The organism is Mycobacterium basiliense (assembly GCF_900292015.1).
Lineage (GTDB): Bacteria > Actinomycetota > Actinomycetes > Mycobacteriales > Mycobacteriaceae > Mycobacterium > Mycobacterium basiliense.
Window position 1 is genome coordinate 2,894,298 of sequence record NZ_LR130759.1, and the last position, 13,339, is coordinate 2,907,636.

At 64.1% G+C, this 13,339-nt stretch carries 16 protein-coding genes; 8 read left to right on the forward strand and 8 right to left on the reverse strand.

Annotated features, from left to right (window positions below):
* Positions 1-6 precede the first annotated feature (6 nt).
* Genes MB901379_RS12305 through MB901379_RS12315 form a run of 3 tightly spaced genes read left to right on the forward strand, consistent with a single transcriptional unit; the run spans position 7 to position 1,925 of the window.
* The gene (locus tag MB901379_RS12305; protein WP_158016951.1) at positions 7-702 is read left to right on the forward strand and encodes an EthD domain-containing protein; all 696 of its coding nucleotides are present in this window, start codon (positions 7-9) and stop codon (positions 700-702) included.
* Positions 703-713: 11 nt separating this feature from the next.
* The gene (locus MB901379_RS12310; protein WP_158016952.1) at positions 714-1,157 is read left to right on the forward strand and encodes a TIGR03618 family F420-dependent PPOX class oxidoreductase; all 444 of its coding nucleotides are present in this window, start codon (positions 714-716) and stop codon (positions 1,155-1,157) included.
* A 9-nt stretch (positions 1,158-1,166) separates the two neighbouring features.
* Entirely contained in the window at positions 1,167-1,925 is a 759-nt protein-coding gene (locus MB901379_RS12315) for an enoyl-CoA hydratase/isomerase family protein (protein WP_158016953.1), read from the forward strand.
* Here the strand turns inward: MB901379_RS12315 and MB901379_RS12320 are convergent.
* A complete protein-coding gene (locus MB901379_RS12320) occupies positions 1,922-2,161 on the reverse strand; it encodes a (2Fe-2S)-binding protein (protein ID WP_232021819.1) in 240 nt (79 codons plus the stop codon). The genes MB901379_RS12315 and MB901379_RS12320 overlap by 4 nt on opposite strands.
* Before the next feature lie 335 nt (positions 2,162-2,496).
* On the opposite strand from MB901379_RS12320, the gene bfr reads away from it, so the two are divergent.
* From bfr to MB901379_RS12345, 5 genes are all read left to right on the forward strand, one after another.
* Positions 2,497-2,976 (forward strand): bacterioferritin, encoded by a 480-nt coding sequence (gene bfr / locus MB901379_RS12325; RefSeq protein ID WP_158016954.1) that lies wholly within the window; start codon positions 2,497-2,499, stop codon positions 2,974-2,976.
* Positions 2,977-3,059: 83 nt separating this feature from the next.
* Entirely contained in the window at positions 3,060-5,132 is a 2,073-nt protein-coding gene (locus MB901379_RS12330) for an MDR family MFS transporter (protein WP_158016955.1), read from the forward strand.
* 56 nt (positions 5,133-5,188) lie between these two features.
* Positions 5,189-5,683: a carboxymuconolactone decarboxylase family protein gene (locus tag MB901379_RS12335; protein WP_158016956.1), complete on the forward strand. Its 495-nt coding sequence runs from the start codon at positions 5,189-5,191 to the stop codon at positions 5,681-5,683.
* Positions 5,684-5,731: 48 nt separating this feature from the next.
* A complete protein-coding gene (locus MB901379_RS12340; protein ID WP_158016957.1) occupies positions 5,732-7,084 on the forward strand; it encodes a type I glutamate--ammonia ligase in 1,353 nt (450 codons plus the stop codon).
* A gap of 1 nt (position 7,085) precedes the next feature.
* A complete protein-coding gene (locus MB901379_RS12345) occupies positions 7,086-8,213 on the forward strand; it encodes an amidohydrolase family protein (RefSeq protein WP_158016958.1) in 1,128 nt (375 codons plus the stop codon).
* A 207-nt stretch (positions 8,214-8,420) separates the two neighbouring features.
* On the opposite strand, the gene MB901379_RS12350 is transcribed toward MB901379_RS12345, so the two are convergent.
* The 7 genes from MB901379_RS12350 to MB901379_RS12380 all read right to left on the reverse strand — a co-directional run bounded on the left by MB901379_RS12350 (position 8,421) and on the right by MB901379_RS12380 (position 13,330).
* Positions 8,421-8,879, reverse strand: coding sequence for a nuclear transport factor 2 family protein (locus tag MB901379_RS12350; RefSeq protein ID WP_158016959.1), 459 nt, complete (start codon positions 8,877-8,879; stop codon positions 8,421-8,423).
* A gap of 56 nt (positions 8,880-8,935) precedes the next feature.
* On the reverse strand, positions 8,936-10,252 hold the full coding sequence (locus MB901379_RS12355) for a cytochrome P450 (RefSeq protein WP_158016960.1): 1,317 nt from the start codon (positions 10,250-10,252) through the stop codon (positions 8,936-8,938).
* 97 nt (positions 10,253-10,349) lie between these two features.
* Complete coding sequence (locus tag MB901379_RS12360) at positions 10,350-10,772, reverse strand: lipoprotein LpqH (RefSeq protein ID WP_158016961.1); 423 nt, start codon at positions 10,770-10,772, stop codon at positions 10,350-10,352.
* 42 nt (positions 10,773-10,814) lie between these two features.
* Positions 10,815-11,645: an SDR family oxidoreductase gene (locus MB901379_RS12365; protein ID WP_158019129.1), complete on the reverse strand. Its 831-nt coding sequence runs from the start codon at positions 11,643-11,645 to the stop codon at positions 10,815-10,817.
* A gap of 21 nt (positions 11,646-11,666) precedes the next feature.
* The gene (locus MB901379_RS12370) at positions 11,667-12,125 is read right to left on the reverse strand and encodes an SRPBCC family protein (protein ID WP_158016962.1); all 459 of its coding nucleotides are present in this window, start codon (positions 12,123-12,125) and stop codon (positions 11,667-11,669) included.
* A 51-nt stretch (positions 12,126-12,176) separates the two neighbouring features.
* Complete coding sequence (locus MB901379_RS12375) at positions 12,177-12,593, reverse strand: transglycosylase family protein (RefSeq protein WP_158016963.1); 417 nt, start codon at positions 12,591-12,593, stop codon at positions 12,177-12,179.
* A 107-nt stretch (positions 12,594-12,700) separates the two neighbouring features.
* The gene (locus MB901379_RS12380) at positions 12,701-13,330 is read right to left on the reverse strand and encodes a chorismate mutase (protein ID WP_158016964.1); all 630 of its coding nucleotides are present in this window, start codon (positions 13,328-13,330) and stop codon (positions 12,701-12,703) included.
* Positions 13,331-13,339 lie beyond the last annotated feature (9 nt).

Below are 13,339 nucleotides of genomic sequence, written 5' to 3' on the forward strand. Positions count from 1 at the left end.
CGGCCTATGGAGAAGGTGATCGTCGTCCTCATGCGCGCCGAGCCGGACGACGATTGGTGTGCCCGCCAGCGAGGCCCGGTCGCCGACGCACTCTTGGATCTGGGTGTTTCGGGGCTTTCGGTGAATGTCCGCGATAGCTTCGTGCGCCACTCGTTGATGACCCTGACCACTCTGAGCCCGCCGGTCGCCGCGGTCATGAGCGTGTGGACGCAGCAATGCTACGGCGACCAGATGTCCGAGGCACTGCGCCTGCTTGGACAGGAATGCGAATGCCTGGGCGCCTATCTGGTGACGGAATCGGTGCCGATGACCCCGCCAGAGTCCGAACTCGGTTGCCGCACACCGGGGTTAGCCAATATCGCGCTCCTGCGCAGACCTCCCGGACTTGACGAGGCCAGGTGGCTGACCCGATGGCAGCGCGACCACACCCCGGTGGCCATCGCAACCCAGGCCACGTTCGGATATACCCAAAACTGGGTGGTGCGGGCCCTCACCGCAGATTCGCCGAACGTCACCGGCATCGTCGAAGAATTGTTCCCGGCGGAGGCGATGACTGACCTGAAGGCCTTCTTTGGAGCCAACGATGACACCGACTTGCAGAACCGGGTCAACCGGATGGTGGCCAGCACGGCCGCATTCGGCGCCAACGAAAGCATCGATACCGTGCCGACCAGCCGTTACCTGCTAAGAACGCCGTTTTAAGGAGGCCGCCAATGACGACACTCAACGAGGCTTTTGCCCTGGCCGCGGCCGACCGGGGTCTGGCCGTGGTGTCCACCGTTCGCGCCGACGGCACCGTGCAGGCATCCCTGGTCAATGTCGGCGTGCTCGCGCATCCGGCCGACGGAAAGTCCGTGTTGGCCTTTACCACCTACGGGAAGGTCAAACTCGCCAATCTGCGAGCTCGACCGCCCCTGGCGGTCACATTCCGCAATGGCTGGCGGTGGGGCACCGTCGAAGGGCGTGCGGAGCTGGCGGGGCCCGACGACTCCCAGCCGTGGCTAGCCGACGCCGACCAACTTCGGCTGCTCCTTCGCGACGTATTCATCGCGGCCGGCGGCACCCATGACAACTGGGACGACTACGACCGGGTGATGGCCACCGAGCGACGTGCCGTGGTGCTGATCGAGCCCACCCGCGTCTACGGCAACAGCTAGGCTGCCGCCGTGCCGCTGCGAATCGATGACCACAACAGGGTGCGCACCCTCACGCTGGATCGGCCCGAGGCGCTCAATGCGTTCAACGAAGCCCTATACGACGCCACCACACAGGCGCTGTTGGACGCGGCCGAGGATCCGGACGTCGCCGTAGTGCTGCTGACCGGGTCGGGGCGCGGTTTTAGCGCCGGGACCGATCTGGCCGAGATGCAGGCGCGCATCACCGACCCCAACTTTGTGGAGGGCACGTTTGGTTTTCGCGGCCTGATCGAGGCGTTGAGCGCCTTTCCCAAACCGCTAATCTGTGCCGTAAACGGGGTCGGTGTGGGGATCGGCACCACCATTTTGGGCTACGCCGATCTGGCATTCATGTCCTCTGCTGCGCGCCTGAAGTGCCCGTTCACCAGCCTGGGTGTGGCACCGGAAGCGGCGTCCTCCTATCTGCTACCGCAACTGGTGGGCCGGCAAAATGCGGCCTGGTTGCTGATGTCCTCGGAATGGATCAGCGCCGACGAGGCCTTGCGGATGGGGCTGGTCTGGCGAGTTTGCGAACCCGAAAAGCTGCTACCCGAGGCCCGCCGTCATGCCGAAATCCTTGCCGCCCGCCCGCTCGCCAGCCTGATAGCGGTCAAGCAGACGATCGTCGCACCGACACGGCCCGAAATCGCGGCCGCTAGCGCCCGGGAGAACGCGCATTTCGCCGAGCTGATGGGGGCTCAGGCCAATGCCGCGGCGCTGGCCGATTTCACCAAGCGGCGACGACCTTAGCCGATCCGCGAGCCGACCCGCGCACAACCCGACATTGGCGCTGACATTGGCGCACAACCTGACATCGGAGCGGATTGCGCGGCCGCGGCGATTATCGCCCGCAACGTGCGGCGACACCGCCCGCAATCGCTACCCGCGCCGCACGCCGCAGCGACTTCTTTCGAGGTCGACGCCCCACCAGCGACGGCGTCACAGACGGTCTGGTTGGTGGCCCCGACGCACAGGCATACGTACATCAGCGCACCCCCGCACCACGCGCGCTCGACGCAGCCCGCGTCATCGGGGATCCCGGTGGAAAAGCCGAACGCGCCGTCCGCATATTAGTGGAGTCTAACCTAAGTTGATTAGCGAAGTCTAACCTAAGTCGCCGAGCTGCGGCCCGAATGTCACCGGCTCGTGACGCGCCGACGGCGCACTAAAGATCGCGCTGAACGCCGGGTGCTGCACTAGATTTAAGCCTGGCACGCAAACGTGCCGTTATCAGCCCAGGACGAGCTCGCCGCGGGTGTGCTCCAGCCCAGCCCACCTGCCGCGGCCCGCCGCAGCAGCGGCGTACACCGTAGGAGTGATCATGCAAGGTGATCCGGATATTTTGCGCCTGCTCAACGAGCAGTTGACCAGCGAACTCACGGCGATCAACCAATACTTCCTGCACTCCAAAATGCAGGACAACTGGGGATTCACCGAGCTGGCGGCCCACACCCGGGCGGAGTCCTTTGACGAAATGCGGCACGCAGAGGCCATCACCGATCGCATCTTGTTGTTGGACGGCCTGCCGAACTACCAGCGCATAGGATCATTGCGGGTAGGGCAAACACTGCGCGAGCAATTCGAGGCCGATCTGGCGATCGAATACGAGGTGTTGGACCGGCTCAAACCCGGAATCATCATGTGCCGCGAAAAGCAGGACAGCACCAGCGCCGTGCTTCTCGAAGAGATCGTGGCCGACGAAGAAAAGCACATCGACTACCTCGAGACGCAGCTGGAGCTCATGGACAAGCTGGGCGTGGAACTGTATTCCGCACAGTGTGTTTCTCGACCACCCTCCTAACGGCCGCTTCAGGTTCCGGCAAACACCTTCCGGGCCGTGCGCGCGGGCTCTACCATCGACTCCAGACCGACGGGAGTGCGGATATGACGAGCCCGAAAGTACTGGCGACTGTCGCTGCAGGTACCCGACCCGGCAACCCGCCCATCAGCGCGCTGCGATGCAACGTCATCTTCTCCGCGCTGGTGCTTGGGGTTCTGGCCGCGGCGATCGGCCAGACGGTCATCGCGCCCGCGCTGCCCACCATCGTCGACGACCTGGGCGACGCCGCGCACGAGTCATGGGCCATCACCAGCTACCTGTTGGGCGGAACGGTTGTTGTCGCGGTGGCGGGCAAATTCGGCGACCTGTTCGGCCGCAAGCGGGTGCTCGCGGGCTCCATCGCGATCTTCTTGGGCGGCTCCGTGCTGTGCGCCCTGTCGGCGGCCATGGACATGCTGTCGATCGCCCGCGCGCTGCAAGGCATCGGGGCCGGCGCCTTCTCGGTAACGGCCTCGGCCCTAGTCGGTGAGATCTTCCCGTTGCGAGAACGCGGCCGCTACCAAGGCATCCTGGGCGCAGTATTCGGTGTCACCACCATCGCCGGCCCACTGCTGGGGGGCATATTCATCGACTATCTCAGCTGGCGGTGGGCGTTCTGGATCAACGTGCCGGTCTCGATCGTGGTCCTGATGGTGGCGGTAACGGCGATCCCCGCGTTGCCCAGGCAACCCCAGCCGGTCATCGACTACGGCGGGATCATGGTCATCGCGCTCGGTACGACCACGTTGATCATGGCGATGAGTTTGGGCGGAACAACCTACGGGTGGGGCTCGCCGACGGTCGTCGGGCTATTGCTTGCCGCCGCGGTGTCGCTGGTGGTTTTCGTGCGGGTGGAAAGGCGTGCCGCGGCGGCCGTCTTGCCGCCCCGGCTGTTTCGCAGCGGAGTATTCGCGGTGTGCTGCGTGCTGTCCTTCGTGGTCGGGTTCGCGATGCTGGGCGCATTGATTTTCATACCGATCCATCTGCAGTACGTGGACGGCGCGTCGGCAACCGCTTCGGGTCTGCGCACGCTGCCCATGGTGGTCGGCCTGCTCACCACATCGATTGGTGCGGGCATCCTGGTCGGCCGAACCGGTCGGTACAAGATTTTCCCGGTCACCGGCATGGCCCTGATGACTATTGCGTTTCTGTTGATGTCGCGCATGGATGAGTTGACGCCGTCGTTGTTGGAATCACTTCACCTGGTCATCCTGGGCGCGGGTATCGGCTTGTCCATGCAGACCCTTGTGCTGATCGTGCAGAGCACTTCACGCTTCGAGGATCTCGGCGTGGCAACCTCGGGGGTGACGTTCTTTCGGGTGATCGGCGCTGCGTTTGGTGCGGCGACATTCGGCGCGCTCTTCGCGAACTTCCTCGAAGAGCGGTTGGGCCCGGCGCTGGCGTCCAGCATCGCGCCCCACGCCGCCGCGCATAATCCGGCTGCCCTGCATCACTTGCCCCCGGAGGTGGCCGCCCCGGTCGTGCGGGCATATGCGGATTCACTCACGCAGGTGTTCTTCGGCGCGGCCATCATCGCCGCGGTCGGATTCATCCTCGCACTGCTGCTCCGGGAAGCACCCCTGACCGACATCCACGACGACGCCAGCGACCTCGCCGACGGGTTCGCTGTACCGAGAACCGAGTCGCCCGAAGACGTGTTGGAGGCCGCGGTCAAACGGATACTGCACGACGCACCCGGAATGCGACTGAATCATCTTGCGACACAACCTGATTGTGCGCTCGATGTCGCGGGACTGTGGGGGGTACTGCGGATCTATCAGTACCAGCGGTTGTTCGAAACCGCACGGCTAACAGATATTGCCCGACACCTGCATCTGCCGTATCAAGTCCTCGAACCCGTCTTCAACCGCTTGATCCAAACCGGTTACGTAGCGCGCGATGGCGACACCTTGTCGCTGACTCCATCCGGGCTGCACCAGGTGGAGTCGCTTTCTGTCCTGATCCATCAATGGCTGATCGACCACCTGGCGGTCACGACCGGCACCGAGCAGGCGCCAGAACACCACGAATTCGAAGCCGCTCTGCAACGTGTCACGGACGCTGTCCTGGTCCAACGCGACTGGTACGGGGACCTGGATGCGGTAGCGGGATCGGCCGGCCTGGCCGCGGCACGGTAAAGACGAGGAACCGTACACGATTCATCTCGGTCGCTACCCGGGCGTAACATCGCGCCATGAGCCGAATCGGAACATTCGCTGACGACGACGTAGCCGGCTGGATCGGCAAATCCCCTGAGCTTGGCGGAGCGCTGGCCGCTTTCAGCCGTGCGGTGTACACCAGCAACAGACTGCCGCTGCGCACCCGGGAACTCGCGCGGGCGGTGATCGCCGACAACAACGAATGCGTCGTGTGTGCCAACACCCGAGACGCCGACGGTCCCGCCGCCGGTGTCGACGAGGAACTCTACGACCACGCCGCGCAGTGGCGCACCTGGCCGGGCTATAGCGAACAGGAGCGGCTGGCAGCCGAGTTCGCCTATCGGTTCGCCACCGAACACACCGCACTGCGCGACGACGAGGATTTCTGGAACCGCTGCAGTGAGCACTTCTCCGACGAACTACTGGCCGACCTGGCCTTGTCATGCGCGCTATGGGTGGGGATGGGCCGGGTCTTGCGGACCCTCGACATCGGTCAGGCTTGCAAACTGACGTTGCCCAGTCGCGCATGACCGCGCCTCCGCCCGACCCGGACCGGCCCGCACTGCAGAATGGCTGCCATGACAGCCACACCGCTCGCCGCCGCGGCGATCGCGCAACTCGAGGCTGAGGGCGTCGACCTAGTCATTGGCACCGTGGTGAACCCCGCCGGTTTGACCCTGGCCAAGACCGTACCGATTCGCCGCAGCAACACATTCGCCGATCCCGGCCTGGGGGCTAGCCCGATCTGGCATTCCTTCGCCATTGACCAGAGCGGCATCGCATTCACCGATGATGCCAGTGCGGTGGGCGATCAGCGCCTGCGTATCGATCTGTCGGCGTTGCGCATCATCGGCGACGGATTGGCCTGGGCGCCAGCCGGGTTCTTCGAGCAAGACGGCACGCCGGTGCCCGGATGTAGTCGAGGGACGCTGGGCCGCGTCGAGGCCGCACTCGCCGAGGCCGGCATCGAAGCAGTGATCGGCCACGAGATCGAATTCCTACTTGTGGACGCCCAGGGTGCCTCGCTGCCGTCCGCCATGTGGGCCCAGTACGGCCTGGCCGGCGTGCTCGAGCACGAGGCTTTCGTCCGCGATGTCACGGCCGCAGCCACCGCGGCCGGTGTCGTGCTCGAGCAGTTCCATCCGGAGTACGGGACCAACCAGTTCGAGCTCTCGCTGGCACCATTGTCGCCGGTGGCCGCCGCCGATCAACTCGTGCTGGCCCGGATCATCATCGGCCGCGCCGCCCGCCGGCATGGACTACGCGTCAGCCTTTCCCCCGCCCCGTTCGCCGCCGGCGCCGGAACCGGTGCCCATCAGCACTTTTCACTGGCAACACCGGAAGGACCGCTATTTTCCGAGGGGACAGGAGCCCGCGGTATGGGCCCGGCCGGGGAGGCCGCGGTGGCCGGTCTGCTCGCCGGGCTGCCGCAGGCCCAGGGCATCCTATGCGGATCGATCGTGTCCGGTTTGCGGATGCGGCCGCACAACTGGGCCGGGGCGTACGCCTGTTGGGGAACTGAAAATCGCGAGGCCGCAGTGCGGTTCATCATGGCGGGCCCGGCGAATCCGCGCGGTGGGAATGTCGAAGTCAAGGTGGTGGACCCTTCGGCAAACCCGTACTTCGCGACGGCGGCGATCCTCGGGATGGCGCTGGACGGCATCACCCGCAAAGCGGAGCTGCCGCCGGAGACCACGATTGACCCCGCCAAGCTCTCTGACGGCGAGCGCAATCGAGCAGGCATAAGTCTGCTGCCCGATTCCCAAGCAGACGCTATTGCAGCCCTACACAATTCACAGTTGATGCGCACCATCCTGGGTGATCCAGCAGTAGATCTGGTGGTCGCGGTCCGACGGCTGGAGTCAAACCTCTACGGCCATTTGGCCCCCGAGCAGCTGGCCGACAAGTTCCGGATGGCCTGGAGTCTGTAGGGTGCCAGCGTCCACCGATCCCAGTCTGGCGCACCACATCGCCCAAGTGCCATTGGTCGACCAACACGTCCACGGATGCTGGTCGACGGCGGGGGACAGGAACCGCTTTGAGAACGCACTCAACGAGGCCAATACCCAACCCCTTGCCAACTTCGACTCCGGATTCGACTCGCAGCTAGGCTTTTCGGTGCGAAACCACTGCGCCCCCATCATTGGGTTGCCGAGGCATGCTGCCCCACAACTATATTGGGAACGACGCACTCGGTTTAGCGAAGCGGAGCTGGCCAGGTTGTTCCTGCCGGCCGCCGGTGTGACCGATTGGCTGGTCGACACTGGGATGCCGGCCGAGGTCGCTGGATTGGCGGAGTTGGCCGACCTGTCCGGAGCCCGAGCGGCCGAAGTGGTCCGGCTTGAGCAGGTGGCCGAGCAGGCCGCCCAAGCGCCCGGCGACTATGCGTCGGCGTTCGAGGAAATCCTGCACCGGCGCATGGCGACGGCGGTCGGCACCAAGTCGATCCTGGCTTACCGCGGCGGATTCGACGGCGATCTGACCGAGCCCTCGGCACAGCAGGTTGCTGAGGCGGCCAAGCGGTGGCGCGGTGAGGGGGGCAGCCGGCTACACGACCGCGTGCTGCTGCGTTTTGGCTTGCATCAGGCACTGAGACTGGATAGGCCACTGCAGTTCCACGTCGGTTTCGGTGACCGGGACTGCGATCTACACAAGACCAATCCGCTTTACCTACTTGACTTCCTACGTCAGTCCGGCGATACGCCGATCGTCTTGTTGCACTGCTATCCCTACGAGCGCGAAGCCGGATATCTGTCTCAAGCATTCAACAATGTCTACCTCGACGGCGGGTTGAGTGTGAACTACCTGGGAGCTCGGGCACCGGCGTTTATTGCCCGGATACTGGAGCTGGCGCCCTTCCGCAAGATCCTGTATTCGTCCGACGGATTTGGTCCGGCGGAACTTCATTATCTTGGTGCGACGTTGTGGCGCAATGGCATTCACCGTGTATTGCAGGGCTTTGTGGACAGCGGCGACTGGAGCCCACCCGATGCGATGCGAGTCGTTGATCTTATTGCGCATGACAACGCCACCCGTATCTACCGGCTCGGCAACCAATAGAACGCGTTCCGGCATGGTGTGCCGGCTCACGAACCGGTTCGTCTGGTGGCACTGGCGGCGAACGGGCGGCTGGTGGGCGCAAGTTCAGGCGCTAGCGCGCCGACGCAGTTCCCGTCGGAGTGCCCACCGGGAAATGATGGATTGATATGGCCTCCAGGTCCTTTCGCCCGGACTAGATGCCCCGAACGGCCCCTGCACGTCGGGACGTCAGACCAGCCCCGAAGCATCAAAAACCCAGCTGGTGTCCCCGCTGGCCAAGTTCTCGAAGTGTTGCGGCGGCGCGAAGGTCACGAGACTGTTGAAATCCCAATAGTCTTTCCAGACGGTGATTTTGCCGTCGACCACCCGGTGGACGGTGACGAACCTGAGCACCCCGTGTTCTCCGGTTGCGAAGGTCCAGGTCTCGGAATGCTCGTACATAACGTCGGGTCCGTTGGCTAACAGCAACCCGTCGTGGTTCTCGTAGCCGGCCAGCGGCGCCAGCCCGATCTTTAGCCGCGTCACGATGTTTTCCGGGCCCCGCGCCGATACCGCGGGAACCGGCATATCGACATAAAGGCAATCCGCCGACAAAAACGTCTTGACGCCGTCCCAGTCACGCCGCGAGAGCGCCTGCCACATCCCGAGCACCACATCACTGGCCGCTATCGTAGATAGGTCTGTCATAACCGTCATAACACTCGGTGCCGCCGACGACTGTCAACACCGCGCGGGAAGATCCGCTACCAGGCGGCCATCGTGCGGGCCGGTCCGAGGGTCACCGGCAACGTTGACCAACCCCGCAGTACCCGGGTGTCGCGCCGGCTTCCGGCACCCGCTGCCCGTGCGTCGGGGAAGTGCTCGAAGAATGTGCGCAGACCAACTTCGCCTTCGGCTCGGGCAAGCGCCGCGCCCAGGCAGAAATGGCGACCCGTGGAGAACGCAAGATGTTTTCCGGCATTCGGGCGTTCGATGTCGAAGCGGTGCGGGTCGGGGAACACCGACGGATCACGGTTGGCCCCGGCCAGATACACCACCACCATCTCCCCGCGTTTGATCGGCATCCCCGCGAATTCGACGTCGTTACGAGCCACCCGGGCGGTGAGCTGTACCGGCGAATCCAGCCGCAGGATTTCTTCCACCGCGTTCGGCCACAATTCGGGACGTCGGCGCAGGGTGTCCAGGTGCTCGGGAGCATCCAACAGCATGCGAATCCCATTGCCCAACAGGTTGACCGTGGTTTCGAATCCGGCGACCAACACCAACCCGGCGATCGCGTGCAGTTCGTCGTCATCGAGGTGCGTTTCGGCATCTCCACTGTCGGCGACCCGAATCAGTTGGCTCATCAGGTCCTCGCCCGGCGCTCGTCGCAGTTGCTCAAGATGCGATGTGAGCCAGCTGTTGAATCCCGTTACACCCCGTTGCACCTGCTGGTATTGCCGGTAGGGGACACCGATATCCAAACTCGGCGCCGCCAATTCGCCAAACTCCAGGACCCGCCGTCGGTCATGGTCGGGAACGCCTAAGATCTCGCTGATCACCGCGATCGGGAGCTGCGCGCAATACCGGCCAACGACATCGACGACCCCGGGCCGCTCGGCGAGTTGATCCAACAGGCTGACTGCAGTCTGTTCGACTTGATCGCGCAGTGCGGTCACGGCCCGCGAGGTGAACACCGCCGACACCGTCTTGCGGTAGCGCGTGTGATCGGGCGGCTCGACCGCCAGCAACGACGGTGGCCGCAGCGGATGGAGCTGCTCGTCGCGGGTGTGGCGCTCCAACCAACGCAGCGGCGCTGGCAAATTCTCACCGAATGAGATGACGTGAAAATCGTCTGAGCGCAGCAGGTCATGGGCGAGTTGATGGTCCACGGTCAGATAGTTGACCCGGGTTCGCACCAAGCGGCCATGTCTACGCCACTCGTCGTAGAAGGGCGCTGGGTTGGCTGCGACGGCCGGATCGGCGATGAGCCGCGCCTGGAGTTCGCCGCGCCGAACCCCAATCTTGGCGATCCCGCGGATAACCCCGTGCATTGCGAACCAGTGCAGTTTGTCCCTCACCGCTCCTCCATCGATCGACCTGGCTACCGACGCGTGTGACCAAGCCTAGGCTCGTTGCGGCTCGCGGCGCAGGGCTGATCGGAGGCGGAAGACCGGTTCAGCAGTCGGCGACGATCTTGAAATCCGTTGTCACGACTTTGTTGGGATTGCTGGTGTTGATTCCGTAGGCGCTGCCGATGATTGTGTAGCGGCCACGGGAAAGGTCCACGTGTGCCTGCCCAACGCCGCCTTGCCAGAAGCTGCCGGTGAACCCGTCGACGTTGCGGATTCTCACCCACTGGGGGATAACCCGCTCACCGCTGAGCAACACCGTCGCTTGCAGCTCGCCGTCTCGGTCGGGGATGTTGATAGTCCGGTAGGACTGCTCTTGGCTGCATGCAGCGGGACGAGCCACGTGCGTGTAGCCATCGATGGTCACATGCGCGGCCGGCCGGGGCACCGTCTGAGTGCCACCGCATGCCGAGACGCCGGCGCCAACGACCAATGCAACTCCTGCCACCGCGAGCGATCGGTTCTGCACGAGCCACCTCCAGTGTGGTCAACGCCGCCGTCCAGGAAAACCTTACTGCCGTCTGCCCTCGAGCGAGGGCAGAGCCTTGGTGATTCGACCACGAACGAATTCCGGACTGATGCCTTTGAGTCGATCAATCCAGCGGATGCTGGCGGGGACGTACCAATGCAGTCGTTTTGGGTGGTGGTAGGCCTGCCAGGCGGCCTCGGCGACGCTGGTCGCGGGCATCAGTCGAAACATGCCCTTTTTGGGCGCGCCGGCGCGGATCTGCTCCGCGGAGAGCGTTGGAGCGCCCTCGTCGGAATGTTGGCGCGTCGAGGTCAAAATCGCGGTGTCGATCAAGCCGGGTAGCACGTCGGCCACTCGCACCCCGTGCCGGTGCCATTCGGCGCTCAGCGCTTCGGTCAACCCCTTGACCGCGTGTTTGGTCGCTGAATACACAGCCAACCGCGGCATGCCATAGGTGGCCGAGGAGGATGATGTGGAAAACATCAGGCTTCCGGGTGCTTTCCTGAGGTACGGCAGCGCGCCGTAAGCACCGGTCAACACCGCTTTGAAGTTCACGTCGACCACGCGCATCGCGGCGTCATACGGCACGTCTTCGAACCATCCGCCTTCGCCGATGCCGGCGTTGTTCCACATCATGTCCAGCCCGCCGCCCACGTTGTCGGCGCAAAAGTCCGCCAGCGCGGACTCCAATGCGGTCTTGTCGGTCACGTCGAGCGCCCGGGTCCACAGCCGCGAACCGAGCTGGGCACTCAGCGCGGCGAGCCCGTCGCCGTTGCGGTCCACCGCACCGACCCGCCATCCCTTGGCGTGGAAGAGCTTTACTCCTTCTCGACCCATTCCACTACCGGCGCCGGTGATCAGGATCGATCTCATGCGATCAGGTCCGGCCACCTCTCACTCCGCTTCGACCACATCTTTGATCCGGTGCAACGTCTTGGTCATGTCGCGGATATTGCGGCGCTTCCGCAGCCAGCCACCGAACAACCAGAAGTACACCGAGCTCAGCGGCGAGGACGTGAGTCGAAATGACTCGGTCACATCGGTGCCGTCCCCCGAGGGCGCCAACCGGTAGAGCCAGTTGTTCACCGGCTTGTCGCCAACCATGACAGCAAAGCCGAATTCGCGGCCTGGCTGGCACGCCGTCACCTTGCAGACAGTCCAGTAGACCGGCCCGATCTCGTTGCGCCGCACGTGACCACGGAAGCGAGCACCGAGCGCAGGGCCACTCGCGCCGTCAAGCCACTCGGCTTCGAACGTTTCCGGTGAAAACCGTCCGGTGTTACGAATATCGGCGATTAGATCCCAGATCTTCTCCGCTGGGGCCGCCATGTGAACCGTCGCTGAACCCTCCATGGGACGATCCAAACACGCTCACTGTAACGCGCGTAACCGAACCCCCGATATTCACTGACGGGGCACAAATATCGAGATGATCTGGCTCACCGTCTGCTCCAGTTGCCGCACCGGTTTGGGCAGCACCACTGGCACCGGCGGCAGACCACCAGCGGTGGCGCACTTCGGCCATGCGGCCGGTCCCTGGCCGGCCAACACTCGGTTAGCCACGGCGATTTGTTGCTGCTTAGAGGCATTTGCGGGGTTGCCGACGCCGCCGTACTCCTCCCACGTGGCTTGCTTGAACTGCAGACCTCCGTAGGCACCGTTGCCGGTGTTGGCCGTCCAGTTACCGCCGGACTCGCACTGGGCAACGGCTTCCCAGTTCATCAGATCGGCGCGCGCCACACCTGCGGACACAGACATCGCAGCCACGATGAAACCGGCGGCCGTGGCGGACTTGATGAGAGGCTTCGTGATGTGCGTCATGCCCGACATTTCGACGGACGTAGTCAAAGCGTTACCGATTAGAAAAAGTTGTGAGATCGGTTATCTACCGCTTTGAGATTGGCGCAAACGGCGGTCCCACGCGTCGATCAGGTTGGCGGCCGGGCGTGGCAGTACGACTGGGTCGCCGACGCCAGAGCCTTTTGATACAGGCTGTCAAAGCGACGAGCCCGTATCGTTGCACTGCTCGCGTTGGCGAGCTCACGGGCGCACTCCGGCGCGTGCAGCAAACTCCAATTGAGCACAATCTGAGAGAAAATCTTAACGTTCAGCGAGTCGATTTCCGAGCGCGCCGCGGACAAGTCCGAAGGCGGGGAAGGCGCGTCGGCGGGATTGAGCTTCCATTCCGCGAAGCGGCTGTACTCGATCGCCTCGGTGGCACTGATCTGGTCGCCGAAGACGCGAGTGACGTAGTCGGGATCGATGGGGTCAGGCCCAGCTTCTCGGATGGCGGCGTCCGCCAATTCGGCGAGTTGCTGCTGGACCCGCGCGGGATCTTCAACGGGTAGGTGCGCACTCCACTTGAAGGCGGCCACCGGCTCGGCCACTGCCAACCGCTGCGCTGCGGCGTCGACCAGCTCGACCAGTGCGCTGGGTCCGTCAGCCCACGCGGGCACCGAGGCGCCCATCAGGGCCGCAACCACGACGGCCAGCTGGCCGACCAAGGTAGGTGAAGTAACCGTCACGGTTCGGCGTACTTGACTACCCACGACGGCCATCACAGCACG

What these genes read in the sequence shown, in the direction of transcription:
- bfr (WP_158016954.1), top strand. Translation starts at nt 2,497, where the DNA reads ATGCAAGGTGATCCGGATATTTTGCGCCTGCTCAACGAGCAGTTGACC.
- MB901379_RS12375 (WP_158016963.1), bottom strand. Translation starts at nt 12,593, where the DNA reads ATGACGCACATCACGAAGCCTCTCATCAAGTCCGCCACGGCCGCCGGT.
- MB901379_RS12340 (WP_158016957.1), top strand. Translation starts at nt 5,732, where the DNA reads ATGACAGCCACACCGCTCGCCGCCGCGGCGATCGCGCAACTCGAGGCT.
- MB901379_RS12365 (WP_158019129.1), bottom strand. Translation starts at nt 11,645, where the DNA reads ATGAGATCGATCCTGATCACCGGCGCCGGTAGTGGAATGGGTCGAGAA.
- MB901379_RS12335 (WP_158016956.1), top strand. Translation starts at nt 5,189, where the DNA reads ATGAGCCGAATCGGAACATTCGCTGACGACGACGTAGCCGGCTGGATC.
- MB901379_RS12330 (WP_158016955.1), top strand. Translation starts at nt 3,060, where the DNA reads ATGACGAGCCCGAAAGTACTGGCGACTGTCGCTGCAGGTACCCGACCC.
- MB901379_RS12305 (WP_158016951.1), top strand. Translation starts at nt 7, where the DNA reads ATGGAGAAGGTGATCGTCGTCCTCATGCGCGCCGAGCCGGACGACGAT.
- MB901379_RS12350 (WP_158016959.1), bottom strand. Translation starts at nt 8,879, where the DNA reads ATGACAGACCTATCTACGATAGCGGCCAGTGATGTGGTGCTCGGGATG.
- MB901379_RS12370 (WP_158016962.1), bottom strand. Translation starts at nt 12,125, where the DNA reads ATGGAGGGTTCAGCGACGGTTCACATGGCGGCCCCAGCGGAGAAGATC.
- MB901379_RS12310 (WP_158016952.1), top strand. Translation starts at nt 714, where the DNA reads ATGACGACACTCAACGAGGCTTTTGCCCTGGCCGCGGCCGACCGGGGT.
- MB901379_RS12380 (WP_158016964.1), bottom strand. Translation starts at nt 13,330, where the DNA reads ATGGCCGTCGTGGGTAGTCAAGTACGCCGAACCGTGACGGTTACTTCA.
- MB901379_RS12320 (WP_232021819.1), bottom strand. Translation starts at nt 2,161, where the DNA reads ATGTACGTATGCCTGTGCGTCGGGGCCACCAACCAGACCGTCTGTGAC.